The sequence below is a fragment of the Micromonospora sp. Mcm103 genome (assembly GCF_024519755.1).
Classification (GTDB): Bacteria; Actinomycetota; Actinomycetes; order Mycobacteriales; family Micromonosporaceae; genus Micromonospora; species Micromonospora aurantiaca.
The window spans coordinates 115,072-140,630 of record NZ_JALJRJ010000004.1 but is presented as its reverse complement, the minus strand read 5'-3'; the positions used below and the strand labels follow the sequence as shown (position 1 = coordinate 140,630).

Here is a 25,559-nt window from a genome sequence, read left to right as displayed (position 1 = left end):
GGTCATTCTGCCGGTGACCGGTGGGTAGCCGACGGCAGAGCGCGGCCGGTCAGGCGGCGTCCTCGGCCGGTTCGGTGCTGCCGGCGGTGGCACCCGGATGAACCGCGTCGCGTACCCGGCGCAGCCCGTCCAGCAGCCCGTCGAGCTGTGCCGGGTCGAGCTGGCTGGTGAACCACTGCTCGATGATCTTCAGGTGACCGGGCAGGACGTCGTCCAGGCGGCCGAGCCCGGCAGTGGTGACCACCGCGAAGGAGCTGCGCCGGTCGGACGGGCAGGCGCGCCGGCAGATCAGCCCGTCCCGTTCCATCCGGTCCACCACGCGGGTCACGCCGCTGGTGGAGAGCGAGGTCTGCGCGGCCAGGTCGGTCATCCGCAGCTGGTTGTTGGGTGAGCGGGCGAGTCGGGTCAGCACCTCGAACTCGACCGGGGAGAGGCCGTGCTCCTCGAACTGGGCGGCGAACCGGGCGGCGAGCCCGGCGTGCGCCTCGACGAGCAGGCCGACGGCAGTGATCCGGGGGTCGTCGAACACGTTCTGGTCCACGCCACCATCCTAGCAACACTTGACACGGGGAATATTGCTGTGACTATAGTTGCTCAGTCAGTCGTTGGGCTCCTAAACATTCTTCTCCGGAGGAGAGCATCATGACCAGCAGCACCGAGCCGACTACCCGCGACTGGGAGGGTCTCACCATCCCCGCTCCCGGCACCTACGTGCTGGACGCCGCGCACAAGCGTGTCGGCTTCGTCGCGCGGCACATGATGGTCAGCAAGGTACGCGGTGAGTTCGCCGACGCCACCGCCACCATCACCGTCGCCGACGACCCGATGCAGTCCACGGTCACCGCCAGCATCCAGGCGGCCAGCATCAACACCGCCCAGGCGGACCGCGACGCGCACCTGCGCAGCCCCGAGTTCCTCGACGCGGAGCAGTTCCCGACGCTGGAGTTCCGCAGCACCGAGGTGAAGTCCCGCGACGGCAACGAGTTCGTGCTCGTCGGCGAGCTGACCATCAAGGGCGTGACCCGTCAGGTCGAGCTCGAGGTGGAGTTCGAGGGCGTCGGCCGCAGCCCGTTCGGCCAGGACATCTTCGGCTTCTCCGCCTCCACCGAGATCGACCGGGAGGACTTCGGTCTGACCTGGAACGTGGCGCTGGAGACCGGCGGCGTCCTGGTCGGCCGCAAGGTCAAGATCGAGATCGAGGGCGAGGCCATCCGCCAGGGCTGAGCCCGGCACCGGCCCGCAGGGCCCGCACCGTCCGCCGACGGTGCGGGCCCTTCTCGCGTACGCCCCGGCGGTGCGAATCGTCACGCGAAGTTCTCCGCACCGACGCGCTGGTGACGGCCGCGACGGGGTACAGGTGCAGACCTGCCGCCCGTCCAGCCGGGTGGCGGGGTGGGCGCACTTACGCCCACCACGCGAATGGTTCACAATGCGTTGCGGAACGGTACGGTTCCGTCGCACCAGCGCCGGGAGGACACATGGGCACAGACGTCGAGCAGGGCGCCTTCTCCCGCGAGGACCGGGTCCGCTACCGGCAGAAGGTCCGACGGTGCCTGGACGTGTTCGCGCTGATGCTCGACGACTTCGGCTTCGACGCCGACCGCCCGATGACCGGGCTGGAGATCGAGCTGAACCTGATCGACGCCGCCGCCGAACCGGCCATGCGCAACGACCAGATCCTCGCCGACATCGCCGACCCGCTGTTCCAGACCGAGCTGGGGCAGTTCAACCTCGAACTGAACGCCTCGCCCCGGCTCATCGAGGGCAGCGGCTTCGCCGACTACGAGCAGGATCTGCGCAGCAGCCTCAGCCGCGCCGACGAGCGGGCCGCCAAGTCCGACGCGACGATCATGATGGTCGGCATCCTGCCCACGCTCACCGAACGCCACCTGGTCGCCGACAACCTCTCCACCAACGAGCGGTACCGCGTCCTCAACGACCAGATCGTCGGCGCCCGCGGCGAGGACATCGAGCTGGACATCAACGGCGTCGAGCGGCTGCGTACGCACACCGACTCGATCGCGCCGGAGGCCGCCTGCACCAGCCTCCAGTTCCACCTCCAGGTCGCGCCGGACAGCTTCGCCGACTACTGGAACGCCTCCCAGGCCATCGCCGGCGTGCAGGTCGCCGTCGGCGCCAACTCGCCGTTCCTCTACGGCCGGCAGCTCTGGGCGGAGACCCGGATCGCGTTGTTCCAGCAGGCCACCGACACTCGCCCGGACGAGCTGAAGGCCCAGGGCGTACGCCCCCGCGTGTGGTTCGGCGAGCGCTGGATCACCTCGATCTTCGACCTGTTCGAGGAGAACGTCCGCTACTTCCCCCCGCTGCTGCCCATCTGCGAGGAGGAGGACCCGGTCGAGGTGCTGCACGCCGGTGGTGTGCCCAAACTCGGTGAGCTGCGGCTGCACAACGGCACCGTCTACCGCTGGAACCGGCCGGTCTACGACATCATGAACGACCGCCCGCACCTGCGGGTGGAGAACCGCGTGCTGCCCGCCGGCCCGACGGTGGTGGACATGCTCGCAAACGCGGCGTTCTACTTCGGGCTGGCCCGCGGCCTCGCCGAGTCGGACCGTCCGATTTGGAGCCAGCTGACGTTCAGCTCGGCGGAGGAGAACTTCCACGCCGCCGCCCGGCGCGGCATCGAGGCGGTCCTGCACTGGCCCCGGCTCGGCGACGTGGCGGTGACCACGCTCGTGCTCGACACGCTGCTGCCGGTGGCCGCGCAGGGGCTGGACCGGTTCGGCGTCGCCCCGGCCGAACGGGACCGCCTGCTCGGCGTGATCGAGGGCCGCTGCCGTACCGGCCGCAACGGCGCGGTCTGGCAGACCGAGACGGTGTGGACGGCCGAGCGGAACCGGGGGCTGGACCGGGAGGCCGCGCTGCACCACATGGTCCAGCGGTACGCCGAACTCCAGCGCGGCAACGAGCCCGTCCACACTTGGCCGGTCGACTAGTCCCCCTGCCGCCCTCGCCCCTGCGATCCGCGCCTCGATGCGGGTGTGCGGGTGGCTCAGCGGCCGAGGTGACGTGCGGGCCGGGCGGGTGGGGCCTCAGCGACCCCGGCGGCGGGTGGTCTCGGTGGGCGGCGGCGGGTCGGCCTGGTCCGTCGAACCGGTCTGGCCCGGCGAGGCGGTCGGGGACGAGGAGTCGTCCGTCGCGCTTCGCGGGTTCGGCTCGTCGGCGGGTGAACCCTTGTCGTGCGAGCCGGCCTGCGTGGGTGACTCGGGTTGCCGCTGCGGCGGCACGGCCCTACCCCGGCGGCCGGTGGTGGACCGGGTGGCACGTCCCCGATCCGTCTCCGTCCGGCCGGACGCCACGCCCGGCTCGTCGTCCACTGCCGCATCCCGGAGCGAACCGGCCGACACGTTCGGCTCCGCGTCCAGCCCGGTGGCCCGGTCGGCGAGATCCGACGCCGACCGATCCGCGGCCGACCGGCCCGACGCGGATCGACCCGACGCGGACCGATCCGACGCCGACGCGTCTGACAAGGCCGAATCCGACACGCTCACCGTCGAGGTGCCCGCCCGCTTCGATGGCGCCGCGCCTGATCGGCCCGACGTCGAGCTGCCGGGCAACGGCCCGTCCGGCCCGTCCGGCTCCGCGGTGGCGGGCGAGGCATCCCCGCTGATCTCGTCCGGCTCGCCGGTGCGCTGCCGGGGCAGTGTCACCCGCTCGGCGCTCCGGCGCTCGGCACGCTGGGCCAGCGCGGCCATCACCATCGAGCCGCCGACGCCGGCGATGACCGCGTACGGGGCGATCAGGTGGGCCGACAACTGCTCCGCGGCGATCCCGGCCAGGCGCGGCACGGCGAGCAGGTACGCCAGCGCGACGAGCAGCGGTCCGGCCGCCCCGGAGGCTGCCGCACCGACCCGGATCTCCGGTGCGCGGGCGGCTCGACGGGCCGCCACCAGGCCGATCACCAATGCGGAGAGCACCGACAGCAGCGCACCGGGCCAGTAGAAGTAGTCGCGGATCCAGAACGCGCCACGGTCCGCGCTGATCTGCCAGATGCCGAGCTGGGCGGTGGTCAGGCCACGGCCGGCGATCACCCCGTCGACCACCGACACCACGGCGAGCAGCCAGAGCCAGCCGGTGGTGGCGATCAGGTTGGTGGCGGCGGCACGGGTGTGCAGCGCCCAGACGGCGAGCAGTACGCCGAGCACCAGCCCTGCGCCCGCGTACGCGGCGGCGACGGCCTGCGGCGAGGAGACGTCCGGCACCCGGGCCGCCCGCGCGGGTACCGCCACCAGCAGGACGGTGACGATAGCGCCGACACCCGCGGCGAGCGCCAGGCCGAGCCGGGGCAGCGTGCCCGGCGACTCGTCGTCGCCACCACGCAGGCGCTGGGCGCAGACCGCACCGACGATGACCGATGTCGCCGCGATCCAGGTCGCCCAGGCGAGGCTCGCCACCCAGGCCGCCTCGGCCCGTACCGCGCCGTCCGGCACCCAGTTGATGATGCCCAGCCCGTACCCGAAACCGAGCTGCGCGGCGCCCGCGCCGGCGGCGACGCCGAGCGCGGCGGCTGTCGATCCTCCCCAGCCCCGTCTGACCATGCCGGGGAGCGTAACGTCCCGTGGTCGGCGCGGCGAGTCGTAACGACTGGCCGTGACCGTCTGTGAGCAACGGATACGGTCGTCGATGATCGGGGCGGGGAGCATGACGGACGAGCGGCAACCGGCGGGCGACGGCACCGGGCCGGGGCGGGGCAGGCTGCTCCTCGGTGGTGGTGTGGCAGTGGTCCTGCTGGCCGTGATCGGCGCCAGCGTCGGGTGGATCCTTGCCGGTGAGCCGGAGCGCTCGGCCGGGCCCGGCGACTCCGCTCCGCCCGCCGCCGCGTCCACATCGGCCTCCGCGACCACGGCACCGCCGACCACAGCCGCCCCACCATCCGGTACGCGCACCAGCGCCCCGGCCGGGCTCACCGTGCCCGAGGTGGTGGGCGTCGACTTTGAGCAGGCCCGCCGGGACCTGCGCGAGCGCCGCCTCGGTTGGCGGCTGGTCTTCGGTACGGGCAGCGGACGCACCGTGGAGCGCGCCTCACCGGGCCCCGGCACTCCGGTGAAGCGCGGCACCACTGTCACGGTGTGGGTCTCCGGGCCGGCGCCGGCCGTGAGCGTGCCGGACGTGGGCACGCTGTCCTGCTCCGACGCGGCAGACGATCTGGTGGAGGCGGGCCTCTATCCCCGGTACGCCACCGGCCGCCAGGGTCCGGTCACGGCACAGGTGCCGGTGGCCGGCAGTACCGCCCGGTGGAACGACCAGGTGACCCTCACCTGCGGCGACCGGGCGTCCACGCCGCCGACGGTCTCCCCGTCGCCGACTCTCTGACCGGCGCGGCGCGCTGATCCCGGCCGGTGTCGCCGTGGCCCGCTACGGTGGACGATCGAGGGCCGTGCGCCCCGTCCCGGTGGGGAAAGGACGTGCCATGAGCGACGACCGTCAGGAACCACCCGCCGGGGACGCGGACGCCACCCGGGCGCTGCCCCCCGAGCCGGACGCGGACGCGACCCGGGCGCTGCCGAGGAACGCGGGCGAGGAAGACGTGGAGGCGACCCGCGCGATGCCGCGGAACGCGGGCGACGCCACCCGTCAGTTGCCCGGCGGCCCGGCAGGACAGGTAGGCCCGGAAGGGCCGGGCGGGCCGCGCCGTCCGCTCGACGCGACCGCCCCGCAGGAACCGGTGGGTGCCTGGTCCGGGCGTGCCGGCGTACCTCCACCGCGTCCGGCCGGCTACCCCGAGCCCGGCGGCGAGTACTACGGCGACGAGCAGGCCGGGCGCCGCTGGTGGATGCCGATCCTGCTGGGCATCCTGGCGCTGCTCCTGCTCGGGTTGATCGGGGTGGGGGTGTGGCTGGCGTTGCGTGCCGCCGACCGGAACTCCGATCCGGGCCCGCCGGTACCGAGCATCTCGGCGCAGACGAGCGCCGCCCCGACCTCGGCCGCCCCGACCAGTGCCGCGCCGAGCAGTTCACCGCCGAGTACGCCGCCGGCCACGACCGCCCCGGTCGAGGTGCCGATGCCGCCGCTGGTGGGGCTGCCGGAGGCCGCGGCCCGGGCGGCGCTCGACCGGCTGGACCTGGACTACCGGGTGCAGCGACGGGCGTCGGACCGCCCGGCCGGTACGGTGATCTCCACCGATCCCGAGGCCGGTTACCCGGTGGGCGAGGACGACCGGGTCACGATCGTGGTGGCGGTACCCGCGCCACCGACGAGCGGCCCGAGCACCCCGGGCTCCGCCCCGGCGACGACCACGACGCCCTGACGATCACCGAGACGCCCTGACGATCACCGCGAGGCTCTGGCCGGCCACCGCCACGCCTGACTCACCACTGGCGTCTGCGGGTGCCGACCAGACCCAGCCCGGCCAGTGAGATGGCGAGCCCGAGCAGCCCGGAGTAGAACAGCGACCGGCTGAGGTCGTCGGTGGCGCCGGTGGGCCGCTCGGCGAGCGCACCCTCCCCGCCCCCGGTACCCGAGGCCCGGTCGTCGTCCTCTCCCGGCGGGTCGGCGGCCTCGCCGTCCTCGTCGTCGATCGCATCGGAATCGGCGGCATCCGAGTGGGCCGTATCGGAATCGGCCGTATCGGTCGTGGCCGCGTCGGAGTCCGTCCGGCCGTCCTCGCCGGCCACCGTGATCTCCGGTGCCGGTACGGGCTCGGCGAGCTGCTGGGTGGCGGAGAAGGCGGGATGACGGACCGCGAGCGCGAGGGCGGTCGCGGTGACGAGGAAGAGGAAGAGCCCGAGGGCATAGCCGATACGGGACCGGTGGTGCCGGCGCGCGGCGGGCAAGTTGACCATGACCATCCCAGGTTCAGGGTCCATGGCGCGCGGGGTGGAACGTGCCGGGGTGGGCGTACCGATTCTATGGCGACGGCACGCCCTCCCGGCCGGGAATCGTCAGGTCAGCCGACCCGGACCGGGGTCCGGACCACCGGGCGACGGGCCGTCCGCACGGTGTGCTGACGCGGAGCCGGCGCGGCCTGGAGCTGCCGCAACCCCTCCTGGAGTACGAAGATCGACCTCCGGTTGACCGCGTCCCCCGCCGCGTTCAACTCGTAGCCGTCGAGCCAGAGCCAACCGTCGTAGGTCGGCCAGTCGAGCACCCGGATCACCCGGAACATGATCGGTCGGAGGAACTGGACACTCGCCGCGCGAGTCACGTGCAGTACGTCACCGGAGCGGGGAAGCACATGGGCTCCTGGGAGGGTCGGCCGGCGGGGCCGGCGAGGCTGAACGAGGTCGGGTGCGGTCCGGTGACGGGGGGTCTGCCTCGTGGACCGGCGGTCGGTGGGTCGGTGCTGGTCGGGCCGTACCCACGGTGGCGGACCGCCACCCGACCATCACCCGGCTGCTCCCGGTTACCGCTCCCGCCGCCGCAGCCAAACTGGCGTGCAGCGACGGGGTCTTCATTCCGGGGCAGGTCGCACGGCGCGGGACGGCTCCCCTCCGGCCGTCCCACGGACCGTGGTGTCACCACGCCCGGAGATCAAGCGAAGACGGTGAGTAACCCGTGCCATACGGACAGACTGCATCAGGGGCGTGCGACATGCAAGTTGCACGTCGAGTTTTGCTGATAGGTGAGTCGGACACGCAAACGGCGATACTTGAAGCGTCAGGTATCGGAGCGGCACACTGGACGCCGGTTTCGCCCGTCGCGGCCGGTCGACGACCGGCACCACCCCTGCCGCGAACGACACCCGCCGCTCGCCGGTCGCGCCCGCGGTGGGAGCCGCACCGGGGCGCGACCGACCGGAGGTAGCCGGGTGACTGTGAAGCGTGGTCCCGCAATCCGATGGACGGCACCGTGAGCGCGAGGAGTGAGCCGGTCCTGCGAGCCCCGCAGTCGCGAACTGAGGGGATGCCGTGAGCGCGAGGAGTGAGCCGGTCCTGCGAGCCCCGCAGTCGCGAGCCGAGGAGACTCCGTGACGGAAAGGCGCAGCCCCACCATCCGGCGGCGCCGGCTGGGTGCGGAACTCCGCCGGCAGCGGGAGGCGGCGGGCATCACCATCGAAGTCGTCGCCGAGCAGCTGGAGTGCTCCGCGTCGAAGATCTCCCGGATCGAGACCGGCCACACCACGGCGACCCCGCGCGACGTCCGCGACATGCTCCGCATCTACGGCGTCGTCGGCGCGGAGAGCGACGAGCTGGTGCAGATCGCCCGGGAGGCCCGGCAGAAGGGCTGGTGGCATCCGTACAGCACGGTGCTCGTCGGCGCGTACGTCGGCCTGGAGGCGGCGGCCAGCTCCATCCGGGCGTACGAGCAGCAGGTGGTGCCGGGCCTGCTGGAAACCGAGGAGTACGCGAGCGCGATGATCCGGGCGGCCCGGCCGGACTTCACCGACGAACAGGTCGACACGCGGGTGCGTGTCCGTCTGGGCCGTCAGTCGTTGTTGACGCAGGACGATCCGGTCGATCTGTGGGTGGTGCTCGATGAGGCGGTGCTGAGCCGGCCGGTTGGCGGCGACGCGGTGATGCGTGGTCAGCTCAAGCGGTTGGTGGAGGTGGCCGAACTGCCGAACGTGACAGTGCAGGTCCTGCCCTTCGAGGTGGGAGCGCACGCCGGCATGGACGGGACCTTCACGATCCTCAGCTTCCCCGAGCCGAGTGATCCCGATGTCGTGTACGCGGAGAACGCCACGGGTGGACTCTTCCTGGAGAAGAGTGACGAACTGCAGAAGTACAGCTTCATCTTCGATCACATTCGAGCAGCGGCCATGCGCCCGGAGGAGTCCGTCGCACACATCGCGAAACTGGCAGAGGAGCCACTGTGGAAATGGCGACCAAGGAGTTCCCCGTGGACCTGACGCAGGCGACGTGGTTCAAGAGCTCGAAGAGCGGGCCGAACTGCGACAACTGCGTCGAGGTCGCGTACGTGACCGGGGCGGTCGGAGTGCGGGACTCGAAGGACAAGACCGGCCCGGCCCTGGTCTTCGCTCCGGGTGACTGGCACGCCTTCGTCGCCCGCGCCCGGAACGGCGTGTTCGGCCGGAGCTGACCGGCACCGAGATGTGGTCCCGCCCGGCAGCGCCGCCGGGCGGGACCATTCGTGTCCGCGTACCCGCGTAGCGGCGGCCACCCGTCGCCAGTTCCGATCCGCCTCGTTGAACCGCACGGATCGGCAACCGAACAAGGCAGGCGAGACGGATGACGACGATCGGTTCAGAGAACCTCACCAGCGGCCCGGGCAAGCCCGAGCGGTTCGGTGGCAAGTACCGGGGTGCCCGCCGGGACACCGTCCTCACCGAGGTGGTCTCCGGTGACGGCGACGACGCCCGCGAGGGTGGCGTCCCCGAGCAGGCCGCGGCGCCGCTGTCCCTGCCGTCGCTGGACCCCAACCCGCTGACCGAGCCGTCCTTCCCGCCGAGCGGCTGGCCGGTCGAGCAGCAGGAGTCCCTGGTGGACCACCCGCTGCTGCGCGGCCTGCTGATGGAGCTGCCCCCGAAGGGCAGCGTGCCTCCGCCCGGCTGGCTGGACCGCTGGTTCGAGGCGACCCGCGCGATCCTGGAGCTGCTATACGTGCAGGGCGCGAGCCGGTCGCGCTGACACCGCCTCGGCGGCCGGCGTCGCCCGCTCGGCGAGCCGGTTGTGCCGCAGCGCGTGGCGTACTCCGATCGCGCACACGCCGAGCACCCCGACGGTGATCGCCGGGCCGGCGACGCCCGGCGCGGCGAACAGGTCGACCCCGGCCGCCGGCAGCACCGCCACCAGCGCCGCGATCGCCGTCGCCTGGAGCGGCAGCGCGATCAGCGGGTGCGCCGCCGCCGCGCGCAGCCCGTGCGGGGCGGGGGTGCCCGGCGCCGCCGCGAACGCGCCCGCACCGGACCGCAGCCGCCGGACCCGCCGTACCGTGCAGACCGCCACCACCGCTGCCGGTACGGCCGCGAGGCCGAGTGCGGCGGCGGCCCGGTCCACAGTGGTGTCGCCGGCGCTCTGCAGGCCCGCGGCGAGGACCGCCGCGGTGAGCGCGAGGCCGGTCAGCACCAGGGCGGACAACCATCCGGTACGCCGGCGCAGCGCGCGGGCGCGGTCGAGCCCGGGCAGGCCCTCCGCGACCAGTCCGGCGGCGAGCCAGACGGCGGCGACGGGAAGCAGTACGGCGAGACGGTCATCCATGCCCCCTAGCCTTGCCCGTTTCGACGTTCGGCGAATCCGGGACGGCACCCCGGTTCGCCCCGTACCCGGGCCCGTAGGGGTAGGGGCGGCTCAGACGTCGAACGTGGCGGGACGCCCGGTGGCCGGCGCCGGCGGGGTGGCCTTCCACAGGCCGGTCTTCTGGGCGGCGAGCCGGGCCAGGTAGGCCGGGTTGAGGATGACGTACCGGCGCCACAGACGCTTGGGTTCCAGGCCGAGCCGCCAGAACCACTCCAGCCCGGCGCGCTGCATCCACGGTGGCGGGTTGCGCAGCAGGCCGGCGTGGTAGTCGAAGGCCGCGCCGACAGCCATCAGCGGCATTTCCAGCAGCGGGCGCATGGCGTACGCGAAGACCTCCTGGCGCGGGCAGCCGAGCCCGACCAGGACGAGGCGGGCGCCGCTGGCCCGGATCCGGTCGGCGATCTCGGCGTCCTCGCCGGGCGTGACGGCGCGGAACTTGGACGGTTCGACCCCGGCGATCTTCAGCGCGGGGAACTTGCTCTCCAGCGCCGGGACGAGCCGGGACAGCGTCTCCTCGGTGGAGCCGTAGAGGTAGACCGGCAGCCCTTCCTCCGCGAACCGGGCGAGCACCCGCAGCGTCAGCTCCGGGCCGTAGACGCGGTCGGTGAGCCCGGCGCCGTGCAGCAGGTTGAGTGCCCAGCGCACCGGCTGCCCGTCGGGGGTGACCACGTCGAACGAGTTGAGCCGGGCGTTGTGCGCCGGGTCGAGCACGCCGGTCATCACGCCGTGCACGGCGAGCGCGGTCAGCGCCAGCGGGCGGCGTTCGTGCGCGGCCGCCACGACGGCCTCGGTGGCCCGGGCGTAGTCGGTGGCGTCGACCCCGACGCCGAGCACGTTGCGCTTGGTCCCGGTGGTCATGCCTTCGGCACCCACTTGTCGACGTTCGCCTCGTAGATCTCGCGCAGGATCATCGGCACGTCGTACGTGATCTTCCAGGAGGGGTAGTGCTCCTCGAAGCGGGCCATGCTGCTGACGTACCACTGGTGGTCGCCGGTGCGGGCCTGCTCGACGTAGTTGATCCGGGCCTCGCGGCCGGTGATCTCCTGGGCGACCCGGAACGCCTCGATGTGCGAGGTGTTGGAGTGCCGGCCGCCGCCGAGGTTGTAGACCTGAGCCGAGCGCGGCTCACGGAAGAACGCCTCGAACGCGGTCAGCACGTCGTGCGAGTGGATCGCGTCCCGGACCATCTTCCCCTTGTAGCCGAAGAGGTTGTACGTCCGGCCCTCCATCACGCAGCGCATCAGGTACGCCAGGAAGCCGTGCAGTTCGGCGGCGGAGTGCGCCGGGCCGGTCAGCGTGCCGCCCCGGAAGCAGGCGGTCTTCATGTCGAAGTAGCGGCCGTACTCCTGGACCATCACGTCGGAGGCGACCTTCGAGGCGCCGAAGATCGAGTGCAGCGACTCGTCGATCGACATGTCCTCGGTGATGCCGTCGTACCAGCGGTGGTCCTCGGGCAGCTCGTAGCGGGTCTCCAGCTCGATCAGCGGGAGCGAGTTCGGCCGGTCGCCGTACACCTTGTTGGTGGAGCAGTGGATGAACGGCGCGTCGATCGCGTGCCGCCGGGTGTTCTCCAGCACGTTGAGCGTGCCGCCGGCGTTCACGTCGAAGTCGGTGAACGGCTCCTTGGCGGCCCAGTCGTGGCTCGGCTGGGCGGCGCTGTGGATCACCACGGCGATGTCCCTGCCGTACCGCTTGAAGACCTGCTCCAGCCCGTCGCGGTCGCGGATGTCGACGGCGTGGTGGGTGTACGCGGAGCCGAGGTCGGCGGCGAGCCGGTCGAGGCTCCAGGCGGTCGAGCCGTCCTCACCGAAGAAGTACCGCCGCATGTCGTTGTCGATGCCGACCACGTCGAGACCGAGTCCGGCGAAGTGCCGGGCCGCCTCGGAGCCGATCAGACCGCCGGAACCGGTCACCAACGCGACAGTCACACGCCACTCCTGGTCCGTGGGAGGCAGGGAAACCATCGGAGCATAGCGTGACGTCCGGAACGCCCCGATACGAAGCAAGGGCCCCGCTGTGTGCGGAGCCCTTGTTCTGGTGGGGATGGGGGGAGTTGAACCCCCACGTCCTTTCGGACACACGGACCTGAACCGTGCGCGTCTGCCATTCCGCCACATCCCCGTGGCACGACCCGGAACACCATATCGCATCCCGCGCCCGCCATCTGCGGCGGGTGCCGGGACATATTACGCTGTCCACTGGCCACGCCACGAACGATCACCGCTCGTGGCGGGCGAAACTTTAGCACGCTCGCGGGCCTGGTCACGAACGGGCCGACGGCAGCCGGCCGAGCGGCGTGTGAGCTGCGGAGGCGGTGTCCGGATACCATCATTGCCTCGGGACCCGAGGAGGAGCCGGTGAGCGTGCTGCAACGCTTCGAGAAGCGTCTGGAAGGCCTGGTCGAGGGGGCCTTCGCCAAGGTCTTCAAAGGGGTGGTCCACCCCGTGGAGATCCTCAACGCCATGCAGCGGGAGGCCGAGGCGCACAAGGCGATCCTGGCCGGTGGGCGCACCCTTGTGCCCAACCGCTACGTGATCGATCTCTCGCCCTACGACCACAGTCGGCTGGCGCCGTACGCTGCCGCGCTGGCCCAGGAGCTGGCCCAGTCGCAGGCCGAGTTCATCGGCGAGCAGGCGTGGACGGTCTACGGCGACGTGATCGTCGAGGTCGAACGCGGTGAGGGCCTGGACACCGGCATGTTCCGGGTCACCGCCGAGGTCTACACCGGCGGCGACGTCGCCCCGGTCTCCGCGCCCGGCGGCTACGACGCCGGCCCGGCGTACCCGGCGTACGACCAGGGTGGCGGCTACGGCCCTCCGCCCGGTCACGGCGGTGGCCGCAACGTCCGCCTGGTCTCCGGCGACGGCCGCACCTACCCGCTCCAGATGGGCTCGACCGTGATCGGCCGCGGCGACCAGGCCAACCTGCGCCTGCCCGACGTCGGCATCTCCCGGCGCCACGCCCGGCTGGACTTCGACGGCGGCCAGGTGGTGCTGACCGACCTGGGCTCCACCAACGGCACGATGGTCAACGGCCAGCGGGTCTCGGCGGTCGCCCTCAACCCCGGCGACATGATCCAGCTCGGCACCACGACGCTGACCTTCCGCGTGGACGGCTGACCCGCGTTGCCGGAACTGGTCATCACCGTCGCCCGGTTCGGGTTCCTCATCCTGCTGTGGATCTTCGTGTTCACGGTGGTCGGCGTGATCCGCCGGGACCTCTTCGCCGGTGCCCGGTCGGGCAAGCTGGTGGCCGCGCCGCGGGGGATCGGCGCGTCGACCGGGCAGCCGGGGAAGCCGGCGAAGGCCAAGCGCGGCCGGGCCGCCCACCAGTTGGTGGTCACCGCCGGTCAGCTCGCCGGCACCCGGATCACGCTCGGAGAGGCCCAGATCACCATCGGCCGGGCGGAGGACTCGACCCTGGTGATCACCGACGACTACGCCTCGGCGCGACACGCCCGGCTGGTGCCCCGCGACGGGCAGTGGTACGTCGAGGACCTCGGATCGACTAACGGCACCTATCTCGATCGCGCTAAGGTCACCGGACCAACCCCCGTCCCCCTCGGCGTGCCGATCCGGATCGGCCGCACTTCCCTCGAATTACGGCCATGACTCTGACCCTGCGCTACGCGGCCCACAGCGACCGCGGTCTGATCCGAGACGGCAACCAGGATTCCGTCTACGCCGGACCGCGGCTGCTCGCCGTGGCCGACGGCATGGGCGGCATGGCCGCCGGTGACGTCGCCAGCAACATCGTCATCGGTGCCATGGCGCCGCTCGACGAGGACGTCCCCGGTGACGCCCTGGTCGACGCGCTCCGCTCCGCCGTGGGCACCGCCAACCAGCAGCTCCGCGACACCGTGGACGCCAACCCGCAGCTGGAGGGGATGGGCACGACGCTCACCGCGACCCTCTTCTCCGGCAGCAAGCTCGGCATGGTCCACATCGGTGACTCCCGGGCCTATCTCCTGCGCAACGGTGAGTTCGCGCAGATCACCAAGGACGACACGTACGTCCAGATGCTCGTCGACGAGGGCCGGATCAGCGCGGAGGAGGCGAGCAGCCACCCCCAGCGCTCGCTGCTCACCCGGGCGCTCGACGGCCGCGACATCGACCCGGAGTACAGCGTCCGCCAGGTGCTGCCCGGCGACCGCTACCTGATCTGCTCCGACGGGCTCTCCGGCGTGGTCAGCGCGGAGACCATCGCGGACACCATGCGGGAGTACCCCGACCCGCAGCGGTGCGTGGAACGCCTGGTGCAGCTCGCGCTGCGCGGCGGCGGCCCGGACAACATCACGGTGATCATCGCCGACGCCACCGACCAGGACATCGTCGAGGCGTCCCCGATCGTCGGCGGCGCCGCCGCCCGCGACCGGGGCATGGCGACCTCGGCCGACGACTCCACCCCGGCGGCCCGCGCCTCGGCGCTGTCCGCCCCCCGGCCACCCGCGCCGGAGGAGCCGGCGGACAACCGCGACGACGAGCCGGAGCGGGGCCGTCGCCGGCCGCTGCGTACCGTCGCCATGGTGCTGGCACTCGCGGTGATCGTCGGCGGTGGCGCGTTCGGCGGGTGGACGTACACCCAGCGGCAGTTCTACGTCGGCGCCACCGACGACGGCCAGCTGGCCGTCTTCCGCGGGGTGCCCGGCCAGGTCGCCGGACTGGACCTGTCGAACGTGCACGAGCGCAGTGAGGCCCGGCTCGACGACCTCACCCTCGCCGCCCAGGAGCGGGTGAAGCAGGGCATCCAGGCCCGCAACGAGCCGGACGCGGAGCGCCGGCTGGCGGAGCTGACCAGCGACGACCCGGCGAACCCGAACCTCAAGCCGCTCTGCCCGCCCGACCCGTCGCCCGGTGCGACCAGCCCGAGCCCGGCAGCGGGCGGGCTGAACCCGCAGGCCAGCGGCAGTCCCGCACCGTCCGTTCCGCCGGCCGGCTCACCGAGCCCCGGCGCGCCGACGCCGCTGACGACCATCACGCCCGACGCCGTACCCTCCGACACCGTTCCGCCGGCCGACCCGGCGGGTTGCCGGTCGCCGGAGTGAGTGTCGGCTCGATCCCGAGGACGTATCCGTGACCGCAGCCGCCGTACCGGCCGCCTCGCCCGCTTCGACGGGCGAGCAGTCCGGCGTACGCCTGGCCCGGTCCCGGCGTAACGCCGAGCTGTCCCTGCTCCTGCTCGCCATGGTGCTCGTGGCGGCGTACGCGGCGATGGTCGAGGCGAAGGCGCTGGACACGATCACGCCCGACTTCTGGATCCCGGCCGCCGCGCTGGGGCTGGTCTTCCTCGGCCTGCACCTGGTGATCCGCTGGCTGGCGCCGTTCGCCGATCCGGCGCTGCTGCCCGCGGTGGCGCTGCTCAACGGCATCGGGGTCGGCTTCCTGCGGCGATACGACCTGGCCAAGGCCACGCCCGCCGAGCGGGAGGACCTGGCGGTCTTCGCCGGTACCGGCGGCCGGCAGCTCGCCTGGACGCTCGCCGCGGTGGTGCTCGCCGCCGCTCTGCTGGCGATCCTGCGCGACCACCGTTCGCTGTCCCGGTACGCGTACACGCTGGGCCTGGCCGGCATCGTGCTGGTGATGATCCCGGCGGTGCTGCCCAGCCGGTTCTCCGAGATCAACGGCGCCAAGCTGTGGATCAAGTTCGGCGGGTTCTCCATCCAGCCCGGTGAGTTCGCCAAGCTGGCGCTGCTCACGTTCTTCGCCTACTACCTGGTGCGCAAGCGCGAGGTGCTCTCGCTCGCGAGCCGGCGGGTGCTGGGCATCGACTTCCCGCGCGGGCGCGACCTCGGCCCGGTGCTCGTGGTGTGGCTGGTCAGCCTCCTGGTCCTGATCTTCGAGAAGGACCTGGGCACCTCGCTGCTCTACTTCGGCATGTTCGTGGTGACGCTCTACATCGCCACCGAGCGGGTGAGCTGGCTGCTCATCGGTCTGATCCTGTTCTTCGGCGGCGCCTACCTGGCGTACGTGCTGGGCAGCACCGTGGGCGGCCCGTTCGCGAACTTCTACGACCGGGCGCAGATCTGGCTGGACCCGTTCGCCGAGCCGTACGACAGGGGCTACCAGCTGGTGCAGGGTCTGCTCACGCTCGGCACCGGCGGCCTGTTCGGGGCCGGGCCGGGCGGCGGCCAGCCGGCGCTGCTGCCCGAGGTGCAGACCGACTTCATCTTCGCCGGCATCGGTGAGGAGATCGGCCTGTTCGGTCTCTCCGCGCTGCTGGTGATCTACCTGCTGATCGTGGAGCGGGGCCTGCGTGCCGCGCTGGCGGTACGGGACTCGTTCGGCAAGCTGCTCGCCGGTGGTCTGGCGTTCACGCTGGGCCTGCAGGTCTTCGTCATCGTCGGCGGCATCAGCAAGCTCATCCCGCTGACCGGCCAGACCACCCCGTTCCTGTCCGCCGGTGGCTCGTCGCTGATGGCGAACTGGCTGCTGATCGCCCTGCTGCTGCGGGTGTCCGACGGCGCCCGCCGCCCGGTGACCGGCGGCGGTGGCCCGGCCGCCCGGCCGGCCGGTGGTCCGCCCGAGCAGTTGCACGGCGCCCCGACGGAGGTGATCCGGCCGTGAACGCCCCCCTGCGCCGCGTCGGCGTTGTCGTGATCGTCCTGTTCGGGCTGCTGTTCGCGAACCTGAACTGGATCCAGGCCTACAAGGCCGACGAGTACCGCAACAGCGACTACAACGGCCGGGTCCAGGTCGCCGAGTACGACCGCAAGCGCGGCAACATCGAGGTCGGCGGCACCGCGTACGCGGTCAGCAAGGAGACCGGTGGTGAGCTGAAGTACCAGCGCACCTACCCGGGTGGGGCGATGTACGCGCACGTGCTCGGCTGGAAGCCGGTCAACGGCAGCGCGAGCGGCATCGAGCGGGTGGAGAACGACTTCCTGGCCGGCACCAGCGACGCGCTCATCGCCAGCCGGATCAAGGACATGTTCACCGGTGACGAGACCGGTGGCGGCAACGTGCTGCTGACGCTCTCCAAGGGGGCCCAGCAGACGGCGTTCAAGCAGTTGAACGACAACCAGGTCGGCGCGACGAAGGGCGCGGCCATCGCGATCGACCCGCGTACCGGCGCGGTGCAGGCGCTCGTCTCCATGCCGAGCTTCGACCCGAACCCGCTGGCCAGCCACGACAGCACCGAGGCGGACCGGGCGTACAACACGCTGGAGAAGGACAAGGACCGGCCGCTGGCGAACCGGGCGCTGTCCGAGACGCTGCCCCCGGGCTCCACCTTCAAAATCATCATGGCCGCTGCGGCACTGGAGAACGGCGTCGGGCAGCAGACCCGCATCCCGGCCGGCTCCAGCTACACCGCGCCCGGCGCGGGCCAGCCGATCCGCAACGCCGCGCCGTCGATCTGCCCCGAGTCGCAGGTCACGCTGCGGGAGGCGGTGACCGAGTCCTGCAACACCGGCTTCGCCCAGCTCGGCGTACGCCTCGGCGCCGACAAGGTCAAGGAGAAGGCGAAGCAGTTCGGCTTCGAGCAGGAGGACCTCACCGTCGGGCAGCTCGGTGAGGGCGGCCTGCCGGTGGCGGCCAGCCGCACCGGTGACATGCAGAACCCGGACGGCAGCACCGACCAGGCCGCGCTGGCGCAGTCGTCGATCGGCCAGAACAACGTGCGGATGACCCCGTTGCAGGGCGCGATGATCGCCGCCGCGGTGGCCAACAAGGACGGCAAGCAGATGCGTCCCTACCTGGTCAAGCAGCTGCTCGGGCCGGACCGCACCACCGTCTACGACGCCGCCCAGCCGCGCGAGCTGCGCCGCCCGATCAGCGGCCAGGTCGCCGCCGACCTGCGCGACATGATGCAGAACGTGGTCAAGGAGGGCACCGGCCGCCGGGCCGCCATCGACGGCTTCGTGGTCGGCGGCAAGACCGGTACCGCCCAGTCCGGCCCGAACACCCCGGACCACGGCTGGTTCATCGGCTTCGCGCTGGACAAGGACGGCACACCGCTCTCCGCGGTCTGCGTCGAGCTGGAGCAGGCGGGCAGCGGCGGCAGCGCCGAGGCGGCCCGTATCGCCGGCCGGATCATGGCGGCGGCGATCGCCGACTCCGGGAGGCGCTGACGTGCTCGGTCCGGGAGTCAAGCTCGGCAACCGCTACCGCCTCGACGAGCGGATCGCCAGCGGTGGCATGGGCGACGTGTGGCGCGGCACCGACCAGGTGCTGGGCCGTACCGTCGCGGTGAAGAGCCTGCTCCCGGCGCTGCTGGACGAACCGGGCTTCGCCGAGCGGTTCCGCGGCGAGGCCCGGACGATGGCCACCATCAACCACCCCGGCGTGGTCGACGTCTACGACTTCGGCAGCGACCAGCACATCGCGTTCCTGGTGATGGAGTACGTCGAGGGCGACGCGCTCTCCGCCACGCTCAGTCGCGTCGGCCGGCTCACCCCGGCCCGCACGATGGCGCTGCTGGCGCAGGCCGCCGACGCGTTGCACGCGGCGCACGAGAAGGGCATCGTGCACCGCGACGTGAAGCCCGGCAACCTGCTGGTCCGGCCGAACGGCACGCTCGTGCTCACCGACTTCGGCATCGCCCGCTCGGACCTGGTCGGCCAGCTCACCGCTGCCGGCTCGGTGCTCGGCACCGCCTCGTACATCTCGCCGGAGCAGGCCACCGGGGCTGTCGCCACTCCTGCCTCGGACGTCTACGCGTTGGGCGTGGTCGCGTACCAGTGCCTGGCCGGCCGCCGCCCGTTCGAAGGGGACAACCCCCTCGAAATCGCCATGAAGCACGTGCGGGACGCCCCGCGGGCGCTTCCGCCGGACATCCCGCCGCAGGTCCGGGCGATCGTGGAGCGGGCCATGGCGAAGGACCCGGCCGCCCGCTGGCCGAGCGCCGCCGCGCTGGCGAGCATCGCCCGGCAGGCCAAGCTCGCGCTCTCCCAGGCGGCCCGAGTCGGGCACCCGATCTCCGGCGTACCCGCCTCGCCCGCCGCGCCGGTCGCGCGGGCGCAGGTGCCGACCGCCGTTCCGCGCCCGCAGCCGCCGGCCGCCGTCCCGCACCCACAGCCCCGGCCGCCCGTGTCCCCGGCGCGCCCGCCGGTCATGCCGCGCCCGGCAGTGGTCGCCCACCCCGCCCCGCAGCCCCGTCCGCCGGTGGCGCCGCGCGGCGCGGCCCCCGTCCCGCAGCCGCGCCCCATGCCTCAGCACAACCCCCTGGGGTACGCGCGACCGCCCGCCGCCGCCCCGCCCCGGCGCTCCCGGTCCGGGCTCTGGACGACGGCGATCGTGGTGGCCGTGCTGGTCATCCTCTGCTCGGGCGTGATTTCGTTCCTGTACCGGAAATACGGTGATACCGCAGCCGCGCCGGCGAGTGTGAGCGTGACCACCGGCGCGGTGCGGGCGTACGGAGGCGACTATCCGGTCCGCACGTCGTACCGTCGTGAGGTACGCCTCCTGTCGGCCGGCGGCGGTACGACGACGAGCGAAGGACGAGAGACGCGATGACAGCGCAGGCCCGCCTGCTCGGTGGCAGGTATCAGGTCGGCGAGCTGCTGGGCTACGGCGGCATGGCCGAGGTGCACCGCGGCCGTGACCTCCGGCTCGGGCGGGATGTCGCGATCAAGATGCTCCGTACCGATCTGGCCCGGGATGCCACGTTCCAGATGCGGTTCCGCCGTGAGGCGCAGAACGCCGCCTCGCTCAACCACCCGGCGATCGTCGCCGTCTACGACACCGGCGAGGAGACCGCCCCCACGGGCGAGACCCTGCCGTTCATCGTGATGGAGTTCGTCAACGGCCGGACCCTCAAGGAGGTTCTCGGCGTCGAGGGGCGGCTCCAGCCGCGCCGGGCGCTGGAGATCTGCGCCGACATGTGCGCCGCGCTGGAGTTCAGCCACCGGCACGGGATCATCCACCGGGACATCAAGCCCGGAAACGTGATGCTCACCCAGACCGGCCAGGTCAAGGTGATGGACTTCGGCATCGCCCGGGCGCTGGCCAGCGGCGCCACCACGATGACGCAGACCAGCGCGGTCATCGGCACCGCGCAATACCTCTCCCCGGAGCAGGCGCGCGGCGAGGCGGTCGACGCCCGCTCCGACGTCTACGCGGCCGGCTGCGTGCTGTTCGAGCTGCTCTGCGGCCACCCGCCGTTCGTCGGGGACAGCCCGGTCAGCGTCGCGTACCAGCACGTACGGGAGCAGCCGCCGACGCCGAGCACGATCAACCCGGACGTCAACCCCGCCGTCGACGCCATCGTGCTCAAGGCGCTGTCGAAGAACCCGCTCAACCGCTACCAGAGCGCCGGCGAGATGCGGGCGGATCTGCTCCGCGCCGCCGCCGGCCGGCCGGTGCTCGCCACCCCGGTGATGCCGGCCGACGAGACCATGCCGATGGGTGCCGCCGCGGGTGGTGGCTACCACCAGGCGCAGCAGACCCAGATGATGGGCCCGCAGACCCGCCAGCAGCCGGTGGCGCGGGTCGGTGACCCGGGCAAGCGCAAGACCTCGTCCTGGGTCATCGCCGCGTTCGCCGCGCTCGGCGTGCTCGCGGTGATCGCACTCGGTACGGCGCTCTGGCTCAACCAGGCCGGCAACGAGAAGGTGTCGGTGCCGCAGGTGGTGGGCCGTACGCAGGCCGAGGCGCAGGCGGCGCTCACCCAGGCCGGGCTGCGGTTCGCCACTGGTGACCCGGTGCAGAACACCAACTGCCAGAAGGGCTCGGTGGTCGACCAGAGCCCGTCGTTCGGCCAGCGGGTGGAGAAGGACACCGAGGTCACCGTCAACGTCTGCACCGGCCCGGGCCAGGTGACCATCCCCGCTAACCTGACGGGCGGCACGTACGACGCCGCGAAGGACCGTCTGACCGAACTCGGGCTGATCCCGGCGCGCGAGAACGTCAACAGCAGCCTGCCGGAGGGTCAGGTCGTCGACGTCTCGCCGAAGGAAGGCAGTGCGGTCGCCGAGGGCAGCAAGGTGACGCTCAAGGTCTCCCGGGGCAACGTCAGCGAGGTGCCGAACGTCCGCGGTTACACCGAGGACCAGGCGAAGCAGCGGCTCAAGGAGGCCGGCTACGTGGCCCGGGTCCAGGAGGGCGACGAGGTCGACCCGGCCGAGGCGGGCAAGGTCAGCAGCCAGTCGCCGGCCGCCGGGACCAGCCTGGCCAAGGGCGAGCGGGTGACCATCCGGGTCGACGTGCCGCGTGAGGAGGAGCCGACCAGCCCGACGCCGAGCGGCTCCCCCAGCACGTCCCCGAGCACGCCGGGCAACGGCGGCGGCAACGGCGGCGGCAGCGGCTTCCCGTTCCCGCCGGTGACCCCGACCCGCACGGACCGCTGACCACCTGACCGACCGACGCGGCGGCGTCCCCGATCCCGGGGCCGCCGCCGCGCCCGCATCTCCGCCCTCCGCTTCTCCCGCTTCTCCCGTCGATCATGAAGTTAGCGGCACAGGGCGTCCGATTTGTCCCCGCCAACTTCATGATCGACCGAGAGGGAGGCGGGCGGGACCGCGCGGGGGTGGGGGCGGGAAGCGCGGGGGTCAGGCTGGGGAGAAGGCTGCCCGGCGGCGGGCGTCGACCTCGGCGGCCAGCTCCGGGGCGCGCTCCAGCGCCGCCGGGAAGCCGCAGGCGGCGAGCCAGTTCGCCAGCATCAGGTGACCGCCCTCGGTCAGCACCGACTCCGGGTGGAACTGCACGCCCTCGATCGGCAGCGTGCGGTGCCGCATCGCCATCACCACGCCGGAAGCGGTCCGGCCGGTGACCTCCAGCTCGTCGGGGAGCGTCTCGGGCAGTACGGCCAGCGAGTGGTACCGGGTGGCGGTGAACGGGTCGGGCAGCCCGGCGAGCACGCCCACGCCGTCGTGGCGTACCTCCGAGGTCTTGCCGTGCAGCAGTTCCGGTGCGCGGGCGACTGTCGCGCCGAACGCCTCACCGATCGCCTGGTGACCGAGGCAGACGCCGAAGATCGGGAGCTTGCCGGCGTACTCGCGGATCACGTCCAGGCAGATGCCGGCCCGGTCCGGGCTGCCCGGACCGGGCGACAGCAGGACGCCGGCGGCACCGGCGCGGCCCACCTCGGCGACGTCGATCTCGTCGTTGCGCCGCACCTCGCAGTCGGCGCCGAGCTGGCCGAGGTACTGCACGAGGTTGAAGACGAACGAGTCGTAGTTGTCGATCACCAGTACGCGCATCGCTGTCACCTGTTCGGGGTGGAGGGTGGGGCGTTGTTCGTCTCGGTGCTGTACGGCAGCTCCTCCTCGCCGGGCAGCCCGGTGGGTTCGGTGATCCCACCGTCACCCGGTACGCCGGAGTCCTGCGTGACCTGCACGTCGTCGAAGGGCAGCAGCGGCTCGGCCCACGGGAAGACCACGAACCAGAGCAACGCGACGGTGGCGGTGGCCAGCACCAGCGAGCCGAACAGCTTGCCGGGCAGCCCGAACGGCAGTTTGCGCCAGATCCACGAGTACACGGCTCACGCCTCCAACTCGGCCGGGCGGCCCGCCGACTTGGCCTGCGTGTGGTCCAGCCGCGCGTGGATGATCAACCGCTGGTAGTTGTCGAACTTCGGGTTGCAGGTGGTGAGCGTCAGCAGCTTCTCGGTGGCCTTCTGGCCCGCCTTGCCGGGCACCGGCGCGACCACCTCCACCTGCGACGGCTTGACGATTCGCTGCTCGTAGACCCGGTAGACGAGCCAGTCGGTCCTGGTCTCGACCACTATCGCGTCGCCGGTCTTCAACTCGTCCAGCCGCCAGAACGTGGAGCGGATGCGGTGACCGGCGACGGAGAAGTTGCCCACCTCGCCGGGCATGGCGCTGTCCGGGTAGTGGCCCGGGGCGTACCGGATGTCCTCCGGGCTGACCCCCTCGACCACCACCCAGTGCTTCTCGAACTTGGGGATGTATAGGCCGGCGACCGGCTTCCCCCTGGCCGGTGGCTTCGGCTTCACAGTGGGCCCGGTGGTCGGGCCGACGGTCGGGTCCGCGGTCGCGCCCCACTCCTGGGCGAGCTGGCTGTTCAGGTCGTTCTGGCGGGCCTCGACGATGACTGCCTTGCCCCAGATCTCGTACCCGGCGAACAGGAGCACCACCAGCCCGAAGGTGATCAGCAGTTCGCCGGTGCCCCGCACGACGGTGCGTAGCCGGGAGCCGACGGTCGGGCGGGTCAGCTCGGAGTAGACGCTGCGGTATCCGTCGCCGGTCTGCTCGGGCCGCAGTTGCACCACCCGCTCGCCGCGCCGGGGGCGGGGCGGTTCGGCGGGCGGTTCGGCGCCATCGCCGCCGCCGTCCCCGTTCTCGGGGGGCGGGGGCACCGCGCCCATCAGCCCGGTGGCGTCCAGGTGGGGGTCCGCGGGTGGGCGGGTGACGGCGGGCAGCACCGCCGTGGCTCCAGGGTCGGCCGGAGGGTTCCGGTCCGCGCCGGTCGGCCCACCGAGAGGGGGTACGCCGGGCGGCCGTCCCTCACCCCCCGCCGGTCGGCGACCGTCCTGCGGCGGGCGTCCGCCGGCCTCCCACGGGCGGGTGCCGTTCTGTGGTGGCTGTCCACCGCCGCCACCACGCTCGGGCGGGATCGCCCCACCTGTGGAATGGCGGACGGCGTACTGCTGCGTAGGGCCGTGATGTCCGGCGCCCTGGTGTGCCGGGCCGGCCGGGTGGGGCGTACCCCTGGGGGGAAGCTCGCTCGCCGGGGGGCGGAACCGGGGGTCGGCCTCGGGGCGGGAGGCGCTCGCCGGTTGATGCGCCTGACTGCCCGGCCACGGCGGCGGCGGGGCGGTCCGTGGCGGGGCGGAAGGCGGTGGGCCGGTCCGTGGCGGGGCGGGCCGGGTGTCCCGGCCGTGTCGGGCCGGGGCGGTGTGGGCCGGGCCGGCGTCGGGCCAGGGCAGGTCGAGCGGCTGTGGCGACGCCGGGGCCGGACGCTCGACGCGGGGAAGGAACGCGGTGGGCTCCTCCCGGCGGTCGTGGCCAGCGCGTTCCCGGGGGTCGCCGCCGGTCACCGGGGCACCGTCGCCGACTGCAACGCGGTGGAGTCCTCGAACGCGGGCACGGTGACTGTGGAGACGCGCTCGACGTACCCGAGTTGGTAGTGGTCGGCCACTTCCTTGAACACCCGCACTCCCTCAGAGGCGGCGAGCGCCCGCTGGAGTTCCGCGGGATCGCCGATTGCCACGATCTTGAAAGGAGGGGAGTACACCCGGCCGTGCAGCAGCAGGGTGTTACCGACGCAGCGTACCGCGCTGGTGCTCAGCACGCGGACGTTCATGATTGACATGGCCTCCGCGCCGCCGGCCCAGAGCGCGTTGACGACCGCCTGGACGTCGCCCTGGTGCACCACCAGGTCGTCGTTGCTGGCGCCCTTCGGCAGCGGCTGGTCGGGCCGGCGGTCGGCGTCGTTCAGCTCGACGGTCACGCCGCTGCCGGTGAGCGCGGTGAACCCGGCGCCCTGCCGGCTCGCGGCGGCCCGGTCCCGCTCGGTCTTGATCGGCCCGTCGGCGCCGGCGAGTGCTTCGGTCTGCTCCTCCACCTCGGCGCGGAGCCGGGCGGCCTTCGCCTCGCTGGCGGCGACCTCCTCGCGGCGGTCCTCGATCAGCTGGGTGAGCTGGGGCCGGCGGTCCTCACGCAGGGAGGTGCCGCCCGCGGTGGTGGCGGTGGTGGTGAACAGCAGACCGGCCGCGGCGGCGATCAGGGGCACGCCGACGGACCAGCCGGGGCGGCGCTGGCGTGCGCGCCGGGGCAGCAGGGCGGCTGCCGCGCGGCGGAGGACCTTCTGCCAGGAGGCGGCGCCGGACGTGTACTCCACCGGGCGTTCCCTTTCCCGTCGTCTCGTTCCGGCCCGCGCCGGTGCGAGCCGACCTGCTCGACCCGGAAAGTCCGCTCTTTCCGGTTACTGAGTGCACCGGCCTGGCCCCATTCGTGGCCTGGACGGTCCGTCGGGACTACGCTAGCTGTCGAACATTATTGGCCATGGACCGTCGCCCTCGCGCCCGGTTGTCAGGCCGGACGAGGTCGTACCCCCCTCTGGAGAGCGTCGTGCCCAAGTCTCAGGTCCGCAAGAAGAAGGTGTACACCCCGCCGACGGATGTCCGTCCGACGGCGACGGCGTCGACGCGCAAGCCTAGCCCCATCTGGCTGCCGGCTACCGCGGTCGCGCTGATCGTGGTGGGCATCGGCTGGCTGGTGCTCTACTACCTCTCCGAGCAGGCGTACCCGGTCGCCAGCTGGGGTTACTGGAACCTCGCCGTGGGCTTCGGCGCGATGGTCTCGTCGCTGATCCTGCTCTCCCGCTGGCGCTGATCCGGCGCTGCCCCACCCCGGCGTAGGTCACGCCACGCCGCCCCTGCACGGCGCTTCGACGCCGCTCCACCTATGGTGTGCGCAGGGCGGCGTGGCCTGGTGCGAGAAGACTCACGTTACTGCTGGGTAACCTTGCGCGTAGGCTGCACGGACAAGCAGCAGACCGGGAG

Annotated in this window: 25 protein-coding genes, 1 tRNA gene and 1 pseudogene; 15 read left to right on the top strand and 12 right to left on the bottom strand. The window is 72.4% G+C overall.

Going from position 1 to position 25,559, the window contains the following annotated elements; genetic code table 11:
- Nucleotides 1-49: 49 nt before the first annotated feature.
- A complete protein-coding gene (locus tag OC439_RS07860; RefSeq protein WP_194800242.1) occupies nt 50-541 on the bottom strand; it encodes a MarR family winged helix-turn-helix transcriptional regulator in 492 nt (163 codons plus the stop codon).
- A gap of 101 nt (nt 542-642) precedes the next feature.
- Between OC439_RS07860 and OC439_RS07855 the strand changes: the two genes are divergently transcribed.
- On the top strand, nt 643-1,224 hold the full coding sequence (locus tag OC439_RS07855; protein ID WP_262012862.1) for a YceI family protein: 582 nt from the start codon (nt 643-645) through the stop codon (nt 1,222-1,224).
- Nucleotides 1,225-1,478: 254 nt separating this feature from the next.
- Nucleotides 1,479-2,957 (top strand): glutamate--cysteine ligase, encoded by a 1,479-nt coding sequence (locus tag OC439_RS07850; protein WP_262012861.1) that lies wholly within the window; start codon nt 1,479-1,481, stop codon nt 2,955-2,957.
- 449 nt (nt 2,958-3,406) lie between these two features.
- On the opposite strand, the pseudogene OC439_RS07845 reads toward OC439_RS07850, so the two are convergent.
- Nucleotides 3,407-4,559, bottom strand: a pseudogene (locus OC439_RS07845) (hypothetical protein); the annotation flags it as partial.
- Between the two features lie 103 nt (nt 4,560-4,662).
- Here OC439_RS07845 and OC439_RS07840 point away from each other — a divergent pair.
- Together OC439_RS07840 and OC439_RS07835 are read left to right on the top strand one after the other, a co-directional pair.
- On the top strand, nt 4,663-5,334 hold the full coding sequence (locus tag OC439_RS07840; protein ID WP_262012860.1) for a PASTA domain-containing protein: 672 nt from the start codon (nt 4,663-4,665) through the stop codon (nt 5,332-5,334).
- A gap of 97 nt (nt 5,335-5,431) precedes the next feature.
- Complete coding sequence (locus OC439_RS07835) at nt 5,432-6,268, top strand: PASTA domain-containing protein (RefSeq protein WP_262012859.1); 837 nt, start codon at nt 5,432-5,434, stop codon at nt 6,266-6,268.
- A 61-nt stretch (nt 6,269-6,329) separates the two neighbouring features.
- Here the strand turns inward: OC439_RS07835 and OC439_RS07830 are convergent, their stop codons facing one another.
- Both OC439_RS07830 and OC439_RS07825 read right to left on the bottom strand, forming a co-directional pair.
- The gene (locus OC439_RS07830; protein ID WP_262013020.1) at nt 6,330-6,809 is read right to left on the bottom strand and encodes a hypothetical protein; all 480 of its coding nucleotides are present in this window, start codon (nt 6,807-6,809) and stop codon (nt 6,330-6,332) included.
- 98 nt (nt 6,810-6,907) lie between these two features.
- On the bottom strand, nt 6,908-7,195 hold the full coding sequence (locus tag OC439_RS07825) for a hypothetical protein (RefSeq protein WP_018785581.1): 288 nt from the start codon (nt 7,193-7,195) through the stop codon (nt 6,908-6,910).
- A gap of 732 nt (nt 7,196-7,927) precedes the next feature.
- Here OC439_RS07825 and OC439_RS07820 point away from each other — a divergent pair.
- The 3 genes from OC439_RS07820 (at nt 7,928) to OC439_RS07810 (ending at nt 9,548) form a co-directional block, all read left to right on the top strand.
- The gene (locus OC439_RS07820; RefSeq protein WP_262012858.1) at nt 7,928-8,809 is read left to right on the top strand and encodes a helix-turn-helix domain-containing protein; all 882 of its coding nucleotides are present in this window, start codon (nt 7,928-7,930) and stop codon (nt 8,807-8,809) included.
- The gene (locus OC439_RS07815; protein ID WP_013283299.1) at nt 8,779-9,000 is read left to right on the top strand and encodes a DUF397 domain-containing protein; all 222 of its coding nucleotides are present in this window, start codon (nt 8,779-8,781) and stop codon (nt 8,998-9,000) included. Before OC439_RS07820 ends, OC439_RS07815 begins: the two co-directional genes overlap by 31 nt.
- A 149-nt stretch (nt 9,001-9,149) precedes the next feature.
- A complete protein-coding gene (locus OC439_RS07810) occupies nt 9,150-9,548 on the top strand; it encodes a hypothetical protein (protein WP_262012857.1) in 399 nt (132 codons plus the stop codon).
- On the opposite strand, the gene OC439_RS07805 is transcribed toward OC439_RS07810, so the two are convergent.
- The 4 genes from OC439_RS07805 to OC439_RS07790 all read right to left on the bottom strand — a co-directional run bounded on the left by OC439_RS07805 (nt 9,516) and on the right by OC439_RS07790 (nt 12,278).
- Entirely contained in the window at nt 9,516-10,118 is a 603-nt protein-coding gene (locus OC439_RS07805) for a hypothetical protein (RefSeq protein ID WP_262012856.1), read from the bottom strand. The two genes, OC439_RS07810 and OC439_RS07805, sit on opposite strands and share 33 nt — an antisense overlap.
- Before the next feature lie 90 nt (nt 10,119-10,208).
- On the bottom strand, nt 10,209-11,015 hold the full coding sequence (locus OC439_RS07800; protein ID WP_262012855.1) for a WecB/TagA/CpsF family glycosyltransferase: 807 nt from the start codon (nt 11,013-11,015) through the stop codon (nt 10,209-10,211).
- Nucleotides 11,012-12,121, bottom strand: coding sequence for an NAD-dependent epimerase/dehydratase family protein (locus tag OC439_RS07795; RefSeq protein ID WP_262012854.1), 1,110 nt, complete (start codon nt 12,119-12,121; stop codon nt 11,012-11,014). The genes OC439_RS07800 and OC439_RS07795 overlap by 4 nt, the downstream gene beginning before the upstream one ends.
- A gap of 71 nt (nt 12,122-12,192) precedes the next feature.
- Nucleotides 12,193-12,278: transfer RNA gene (locus OC439_RS07790), tRNA-Leu, on the bottom strand.
- Nucleotides 12,279-12,487: 209 nt separating this feature from the next.
- Here OC439_RS07790 and OC439_RS07785 point away from each other — a divergent pair.
- From OC439_RS07785 to pknB, 7 genes are read left to right on the top strand one after another with little or no spacing between them, the layout of a single operon-like run.
- Nucleotides 12,488-13,276, top strand: coding sequence for an FhaA domain-containing protein (locus tag OC439_RS07785; protein WP_026267912.1), 789 nt, complete (start codon nt 12,488-12,490; stop codon nt 13,274-13,276).
- Nucleotides 13,277-13,282: 6 nt separating this feature from the next.
- The gene (locus tag OC439_RS07780; RefSeq protein WP_128138039.1) at nt 13,283-13,768 is read left to right on the top strand and encodes an FHA domain-containing protein; all 486 of its coding nucleotides are present in this window, start codon (nt 13,283-13,285) and stop codon (nt 13,766-13,768) included.
- Complete coding sequence (locus OC439_RS07775; protein ID WP_262012853.1) at nt 13,765-15,201, top strand: protein phosphatase 2C domain-containing protein; 1,437 nt, start codon at nt 13,765-13,767, stop codon at nt 15,199-15,201. Before OC439_RS07780 ends, OC439_RS07775 begins: the two co-directional genes overlap by 4 nt.
- A 28-nt stretch (nt 15,202-15,229) precedes the next feature.
- Entirely contained in the window at nt 15,230-16,720 is a 1,491-nt protein-coding gene (locus OC439_RS07770; RefSeq protein ID WP_410054897.1) for an FtsW/RodA/SpoVE family cell cycle protein, read from the top strand.
- Nucleotides 16,717-18,225, top strand: a complete 1,509-nt coding sequence (locus OC439_RS07765) for a peptidoglycan D,D-transpeptidase FtsI family protein (protein WP_262012852.1) — start codon at nt 16,717-16,719, stop codon at nt 18,223-18,225. The genes OC439_RS07770 and OC439_RS07765 overlap by 4 nt, the downstream gene beginning before the upstream one ends.
- 1 nt (nt 18,226) lies before the next feature.
- A complete protein-coding gene (locus OC439_RS07760) occupies nt 18,227-19,609 on the top strand; it encodes a serine/threonine-protein kinase (protein ID WP_262012851.1) in 1,383 nt (460 codons plus the stop codon).
- Nucleotides 19,606-21,441 (top strand): Stk1 family PASTA domain-containing Ser/Thr kinase, encoded by a 1,836-nt coding sequence (gene pknB, locus OC439_RS07755; RefSeq protein ID WP_262012850.1) that lies wholly within the window; start codon nt 19,606-19,608, stop codon nt 21,439-21,441. Before OC439_RS07760 ends, pknB begins: the two co-directional genes overlap by 4 nt.
- Nucleotides 21,442-21,642: 201 nt before the next feature.
- Here the strand turns inward: pknB and OC439_RS07750 are convergent, their stop codons facing one another.
- From OC439_RS07750 to OC439_RS07735, 4 genes are read right to left on the bottom strand one after another with little or no spacing between them, the layout of a single operon-like run.
- Nucleotides 21,643-22,293: an aminodeoxychorismate/anthranilate synthase component II gene (locus OC439_RS07750; protein ID WP_114919202.1), complete on the bottom strand. Its 651-nt coding sequence runs from the start codon at nt 22,291-22,293 to the stop codon at nt 21,643-21,645.
- A 5-nt stretch (nt 22,294-22,298) separates the two neighbouring features.
- A complete protein-coding gene (locus tag OC439_RS07745) occupies nt 22,299-22,571 on the bottom strand; it encodes a hypothetical protein (protein WP_013473364.1) in 273 nt (90 codons plus the stop codon).
- A gap of 3 nt (nt 22,572-22,574) precedes the next feature.
- Nucleotides 22,575-24,092, bottom strand: coding sequence for a class E sortase (locus tag OC439_RS07740; RefSeq protein ID WP_262012849.1), 1,518 nt, complete (start codon nt 24,090-24,092; stop codon nt 22,575-22,577).
- Nucleotides 24,089-24,895, bottom strand: coding sequence for a DUF881 domain-containing protein (locus OC439_RS07735; RefSeq protein ID WP_013283315.1), 807 nt, complete (start codon nt 24,893-24,895; stop codon nt 24,089-24,091). Before OC439_RS07735 ends, OC439_RS07740 begins: the two co-directional genes overlap by 4 nt.
- Nucleotides 24,896-25,125: 230 nt before the next feature.
- On the opposite strand from OC439_RS07735, the gene OC439_RS07730 reads away from it, so the two are divergent.
- A complete protein-coding gene (locus OC439_RS07730) occupies nt 25,126-25,389 on the top strand; it encodes a cell division protein CrgA (RefSeq protein WP_135242661.1) in 264 nt (87 codons plus the stop codon).
- The last annotated feature ends 170 nt before the right edge of the window (nt 25,390-25,559 follow it).

Coding starts and splice junctions, on each gene's coding strand:
- OC439_RS07855 (WP_262012862.1), top strand. CDS start 643: ATGACCAGCAGCACCGAGCCGACTACCCGCGACTGGGAGGGTCTCACC.
- OC439_RS07850 (WP_262012861.1), top strand. CDS start 1,479: ATGGGCACAGACGTCGAGCAGGGCGCCTTCTCCCGCGAGGACCGGGTC.
- OC439_RS07840 (WP_262012860.1), top strand. CDS start 4,663: ATGACGGACGAGCGGCAACCGGCGGGCGACGGCACCGGGCCGGGGCGG.
- OC439_RS07835 (WP_262012859.1), top strand. CDS start 5,432: ATGAGCGACGACCGTCAGGAACCACCCGCCGGGGACGCGGACGCCACC.
- OC439_RS07830 (WP_262013020.1), bottom strand. CDS start 6,809: ATGGTCATGGTCAACTTGCCCGCCGCGCGCCGGCACCACCGGTCCCGT.
- OC439_RS07815 (WP_013283299.1), top strand. CDS start 8,779: ATGGCGACCAAGGAGTTCCCCGTGGACCTGACGCAGGCGACGTGGTTC.
- OC439_RS07810 (WP_262012857.1), top strand. CDS start 9,150: ATGACGACGATCGGTTCAGAGAACCTCACCAGCGGCCCGGGCAAGCCC.
- OC439_RS07805 (WP_262012856.1), bottom strand. CDS start 10,118: ATGGATGACCGTCTCGCCGTACTGCTTCCCGTCGCCGCCGTCTGGCTC.
- OC439_RS07800 (WP_262012855.1), bottom strand. CDS start 11,015: ATGACCACCGGGACCAAGCGCAACGTGCTCGGCGTCGGGGTCGACGCC.
- OC439_RS07795 (WP_262012854.1), bottom strand. CDS start 12,121: ATGGTTTCCCTGCCTCCCACGGACCAGGAGTGGCGTGTGACTGTCGCG.
- OC439_RS07775 (WP_262012853.1), top strand. CDS start 13,765: ATGACTCTGACCCTGCGCTACGCGGCCCACAGCGACCGCGGTCTGATC.
- pknB (WP_262012850.1), top strand. CDS start 19,606: ATGACAGCGCAGGCCCGCCTGCTCGGTGGCAGGTATCAGGTCGGCGAG.
- OC439_RS07750 (WP_114919202.1), bottom strand. CDS start 22,293: ATGCGCGTACTGGTGATCGACAACTACGACTCGTTCGTCTTCAACCTC.